We start from the raw sequence: 5,566 nt of genomic DNA, 5'->3' as shown, positions 1-5,566 counted from the left end.
ATTACACCTTTAAGATTAAAATTTATCTTATTCATTCATATCACCCCCATATATAAAATATATGAAGCATGTTCAAGCATTAGAATGGTTTTATCATTTAATAAATTAAAAAGGTAGTGTTTTATCTATTATAATAGATAAAACACTACCTTTTAAGAACAAATTATTAAATTCATTCATTTTATAAAATAAATATATAATAATATCAAATTTCAATTTATAGTATTTAACTATTTTTTAGAAATAGCCTCTTTAACTGCATTTACTATATCTTCTGCAGTTAATCCATGTTTCTTTAATAATTCTGCTGGTGTTCCTGATTCACCAAATGTATCTCTAACACCTATTTTTTTAACTATAACTGGACACTCTTCACTTACTACTTCACTTACAGCAGAACCTAATCCACCGATTATACTATGTTCTTCAGCAGTAACTATTGCACCTGTTTCTTTAGATGCCGTTATTATTAATTGTCTATCTATAGGTTTTATAGTAGACATATTTATAACTCTAACATTTATACCTTCTGATTTTAATATCTCTGAAGCTAATATGGCTTCATTAACCATTATTCCACAAGCTATTATAGATGCATCATTTCCTTCTCTTAATACACTACCTTTTCCTATTTGGAATTTATAATTTTCATCAAATAATGTAGGTACTGCACTTCTTCCTAAACGAACATACATAGGCCCATAGAATTTAGCAGCTTCAAGTATCATTTGTTCAGCTTCAACGCCATCTGCAGGAACTAAAACTGTCATATTAGGTATAGCTCTCATTATAGATATATCTTCAATACTTTCGTGAGATGCACCATCTTCACCTACTGTAAGACCCGCATGAGTTGCACATACTTTTACATTTAATTTTGGATATGCTACTGAGTTTCTTATTATTTCGAAAGCTCTTCCTGTAGCAAACATGGCAAAACTACTTGCAAATGGTATTTTACCAGCTGTTGCAAATCCACAAGCTGCACCTATTAAGTTTTGTTCTGCTATACCCATATTGAAAAATCTCTCAGGGAATACAGTTTTAAAATCATTTGTTTTTGTAGACTTAGATAAGTCTGCATCTAATACTACTACATTATCATTAATTTGTCCTAATTTAACTAATGCTTTTCCGTACGCATCTCTAGTTGCCATCTTACTCATTGTCTACACCTCCTAAATCTATTAAAGCCTGCTCTAAATCTTTATCGCTTGGAGCTGTTCCATGCCATCCAGCTTGATTTTCCATGTATGATATACCTCTACCTTTTACAGTTTTAGCAACTATCATTGTAGGTTTTCCTACAGTTTCTTTAGCCATATCTAAAGCTGCAAATATTTGATCAAAATCATGACCGTCTATCTCTATTACATTCCACCCAAAAGCTTTAAACTTATCAACTATAGGACCTATATTCATAACATCTTCAGTTTTTCCATCTATTTGAAGACCATTATAATCTAAGAACGCAACCATGTTATCAAGTTTATAATGAGCTGCACTCATAGCAGCTTCCCAAACTATACCTTCTTGAACTTCTCCATCTCCAAGTAAAGCATAAACTCTCCATGGTGCATTATCTAATTTAGATGCCATTGCCATACCACAAGCTACAGAAAATCCTTGTCCTAAAGACCCAGTTGACATTTCAACACCTGGTGTTCCTTTCATATCAGGATGACCTTGTAGCATTCTATTTATTTTTCTTAATCCTTTTAATTCTTCTTTATCAAAGTACCCTTTGTGAGCTAAAGTAGCGTATAATACTGGAGCTGCATGTCCTTTTGATAAAACAAATCTGTCTCTATCTTCCATCTTACAGTTATTAGGATCTATATTCATCTCATCAAAATAAAGAGCTGTTAATATTTCAACCGCTGATAATGACCCTCCTGGATGTCCTGATTTAGACGTATGTATCATAGAGACTATATCTTTTCTGATATTACGTGCAATCTCTTTTAATCCTTTATGATCTCTCATGTAATTACCTCCCTGTACTAGTAAAGTTAAGTTGTCCATATGTATCGTTTTGAGTTTAATCTCACTTTATTATATCATCTTTATACTGTTTTTTACTCTATTTTTTCCAAAAGTGTATATATATATTTATAATTTAATACTATCATTAGTATATATCAATATTTTTAATTTCAAAAAAAATATTGATATATACTAATATCAATATTTTTATAGAGTGAATAGCCCCAAACTTATTTGAAGACTATTATTTACCTTTAACATCATATTTTTATCTAGACAACCTATCTTTTCTCTTAAACGCTTTTTGTCTATTGTCCGTATCTGCTCTAAGAGAATAACCGAGTCTTTATTAAGTCCATACTCATTAGCACTTATCTCTATATGCGTAGGTAGCTTAGCTTTATTAATTTGAGATGTTATTGCGGCTACTATTACAGTTGGACTGTATTTATTACCTATATCATTTTGTATGATGAGAACAGGCCTTACTCCACCCTGCTCTGACCCTACAACTGGGCTTAAATCAGCATAATATAAGTATCCTCGCTTTATATCCAAATTAGTATTCACCTTGGGCAATCTTCTCTTCTATGTTATCTTTTGAAGATACCTCATTTGTCATACCCAGCTCAGCTAATGATAGATTAATTTGACCCATCTCTTTATAACCCTTCATCATAGATTCTTTAAAATCTATTTTCTTCTTCTGAGTTATATAGAATTGAAAAGCTGCTTTAGCAAAATCTGCTCTATTACTGTTCTCCATCTGAACTATATGATCTACTTCAGATATTAGAGAATCAGGTATAGTAAAGGTTATTTTTTCCTTTTTTTTATTGTGCACAACATCGCCTCCTGGGTTATACTATCATTTCCATTTTACCAAATAACTATCAGCTTGTAAAATTACATTTCCTTCCTTATAAACACGGTCAACTCTTCTAGATACCATGCATACTATTTCATAATTTATCGTTCCTAAATCTTTAGCTATATCTTCTACATTTCTATTGCCTTCCCCAAATATTATAACCTCATCGCCAATTTTTATGTCCATGTCTTTATCTATTTTCACCATACATTGATCCATGCAAATTCTTCCTACAATATCAAAAATTTCACCCTTTATAGATACCTTAGGATTTTTTTGCATTCTAGTAAATCCATCTGCATATCCAATAGGTATAGTGACTATTTTTTCAGAATTATTAGTTTTATAAGTTAATCCATAACTTATCCCAGTGCATTCTTCTAATTCTTTAATATGAGATATTTTTGTTTTTAATATCATTGCAGGTTTTAAAGGAAGTCTTTCTTTTATAACTTCATCAGATGGATAATACCCGTATAAAACTATTCCACATCTTACCATATTAAAGTTTAAATCTGGTAAATCCATAATAGCTGCACTATTAGAAACATGCTTTATAGGTATATTTATTCCTCTCTTCTCTATAGATTCAGTTATAAATTTAAATCTTTCTGCTTGATTATTTGTAAATTCTTTATCTAGTTCATCTGCTTTAGCAAAGTGAGTATATATACCTTCTATATATATGTTTTCTAAATTAGATATCTCAAATACCTTTTCTATAGACTCATCATTTACCTTAAAGCCTATTCTACTCATTCCTGTATCTATCTTTATATGGATACAAGCTTTAATACCTATTTTTTTAGATATATCATTAAGTTTTTCAGCCATTTCTAATGAATAAATAGTTAATGTTATATCATTTTTAACAGCATACTCTAAAGATTCTTCTGGAACAAATCCTAGACATAATATAGGTTTTTTTATATTATTTTGTCTAAGTTCTATAGCTTCTTCTAGCCTAGCAACAGCAAAATAGTCTACATTTTTATTTTCTAAAAACTTAGCAACTTGAACTGAACCATGTCCATATGCATTAGCCTTTAACACTGTACAAATTTTAGTATCTTCATTTAGTAACTTTTTTATATTATTTAAATTAAATTCTATGTTATCTAGATTTATCTCCGCCCACGTAGGAGCTGTTATTTTAGTTTTCATTTCTTTTGTGCCACCTTACTTTCTGCACTCGAAGTCTTTATATTTAACTACAAAGCTTGGATTTCCTTTATCATTTAGTATTTCCATTTTTTCAGGATTTTTAGTCTCTTTATTTATATATAATATTTGTTTATAGAAGTATTCATTATCTCCTGGTATAGTAGTTTCTAAACTTAGACTATCGCCAGATAATTTTATATTAACCTCTTCATTTTGAAGATAGTTTTTTATAAAATCTCCTATAAAAATGTACTGTTTATTTTCGTCTATATTCGGTAATTCTATTTTATCTTCTATATCTGGATTACTTATTATTACTTTATCATCTTTATATTCCATAGTCTTTCCTTTTAAATGCTCTGGTTCCATTACTTCTAATTTATAATAATCCGGTTTTTTATAACTATGAACAAATACATAATTATGAGAGCTTTTATTTCCTATAGCTTCTACTTCAGCTATACACTTATAAGATGACATAGTAACTATCTTCTTTTGGAATTCTGTATAGATTTCTTCTTTTGTGGACTCTCTTTTTTGACAACCAACAATAATTGCAAATATACTCACAACTATTGCTAGTATAATAGTCCACCTTTTCATAGAAAACCTCCAATTACAATTTGTTAATCATACATAGCTTTTATTATATCGTATCTACATATTATACCTTTTAAGAAGTTTTCTTTATCTACTACAGGTACTCTATTTATAGATTTTTTTATCATAACGTTAGCTACATAATCAAATGAATCATTTTCATTTACAGTTATTATGTCTTTAGACATTAAATCTTCAACCTTATATGCTGCTACTTTTTTCATATCATCTTCTAATTTCTTTATATCATCTAAGAAAATTAAACCTTGGAAGAAATTTAAAACTCTCGGTGACTCTATATCTGTTTCTTTCTGCATTATATCTGTTTCAGATATTATTCCTACTACCTTATTATGTTCATCTACTACTGGCAACCCTCCTATCTTTTCTTTTATAAGCAAAGTTGCTACATTTGCAATACTATCATCTTTTTTGGCTACTATTACATCTGTTGTCATTATATCTTTTGCTGTTTTATTATTCATATTATCCCTCCTTAGTTATGGCTATAGAGTTAGCTATAGCATAGTCCTTACAGTGAGATATAGATACTTTTATTTCTGAAACATTATAATCTATGCATATCTGTTTAAAATTATTATAAGTTTTCACTATTGGTTTTCCTAATTCATCTCTTAAAACTTCTATATCTCTTAAGTTAAATTTTCTTATCCCTGTTCCTATGGACTTACTTATAGCTTCTTTTGCCGCAAAATTTCCAGCTACAGTTTCTGCTTTAAAACCTTTACTTTTAAAATATTCAATTTCTTTATCAGTAAAAGTTCTTTCTAGAAATCTAGGGTTTTTTTCAAGTAATTCTTTTATTCTATATATTTCTATGATATCAACTCCAATATCCAATATATTCATTATTTCCTCCTTGAATTACTTATATTTCTATTTTATTATGTTTAAAATAATTATATTCAACTATTAATATTTTAG

The 5,566-nt window shown here is 29.1% G+C and carries 8 protein-coding genes; all 8 read right to left on the bottom strand.

Features of this window, described 5'->3' with window-relative positions; all coding sequences use genetic code 11:
* Positions 1-230: 230 nt before the first annotated feature.
* Positions 231-1,166, bottom strand: coding sequence for a transketolase family protein (locus G3997_RS00390; protein ID WP_296646332.1), 936 nt, complete (start codon positions 1,164-1,166; stop codon positions 231-233).
* A complete protein-coding gene (locus tag G3997_RS00385; RefSeq protein ID WP_296646327.1) occupies positions 1,159-1,986 on the bottom strand; it encodes a transketolase in 828 nt (275 codons plus the stop codon). The genes G3997_RS00390 and G3997_RS00385 overlap by 8 nt, the downstream gene beginning before the upstream one ends.
* A 207-nt stretch (positions 1,987-2,193) precedes the next feature.
* On the bottom strand, positions 2,194-2,556 hold the full coding sequence (locus tag G3997_RS00380) for a type II toxin-antitoxin system PemK/MazF family toxin (RefSeq protein WP_442971199.1): 363 nt from the start codon (positions 2,554-2,556) through the stop codon (positions 2,194-2,196).
* Positions 2,546-2,830 (bottom strand): ribbon-helix-helix domain-containing protein, encoded by a 285-nt coding sequence (locus tag G3997_RS00375; RefSeq protein ID WP_296646318.1) that lies wholly within the window; start codon positions 2,828-2,830, stop codon positions 2,546-2,548. Before G3997_RS00375 ends, G3997_RS00380 begins: the two co-directional genes overlap by 11 nt.
* A gap of 24 nt (positions 2,831-2,854) precedes the next feature.
* Positions 2,855-4,021 carry an alanine racemase gene (alr, locus tag G3997_RS00370; RefSeq protein ID WP_296646313.1) on the bottom strand — a complete coding sequence of 389 codons (1,167 nt, stop codon included), beginning with the start codon at positions 4,019-4,021 and terminating at the stop codon, positions 2,855-2,857.
* Positions 4,022-4,036: 15 nt separating this feature from the next.
* Positions 4,037-4,624: a germination lipoprotein GerS gene (gene gerS, locus G3997_RS00365; RefSeq protein ID WP_296646309.1), complete on the bottom strand. Its 588-nt coding sequence runs from the start codon at positions 4,622-4,624 to the stop codon at positions 4,037-4,039.
* Between the two features lie 23 nt (positions 4,625-4,647).
* A complete protein-coding gene (locus G3997_RS00360; RefSeq protein WP_296646305.1) occupies positions 4,648-5,106 on the bottom strand; it encodes a CBS domain-containing protein in 459 nt (152 codons plus the stop codon).
* A 1-nt stretch (position 5,107) separates the two neighbouring features.
* Positions 5,108-5,491 carry a holo-ACP synthase gene (gene acpS, locus G3997_RS00355; RefSeq protein ID WP_296646300.1) on the bottom strand — a complete coding sequence of 128 codons (384 nt, stop codon included), beginning with the start codon at positions 5,489-5,491 and terminating at the stop codon, positions 5,108-5,110.
* Between the last annotated feature and the right edge of the window lie 75 nt (positions 5,492-5,566).

Source organism: Romboutsia sp. 13368 (assembly GCF_018336475.1).
Lineage (GTDB): Bacteria > Bacillota > Clostridia > Peptostreptococcales > Peptostreptococcaceae > Romboutsia.
The sequence above is the reverse complement of the archived record's forward strand: the minus strand, read 5'-3'. Positions and strand labels throughout refer to the sequence as shown.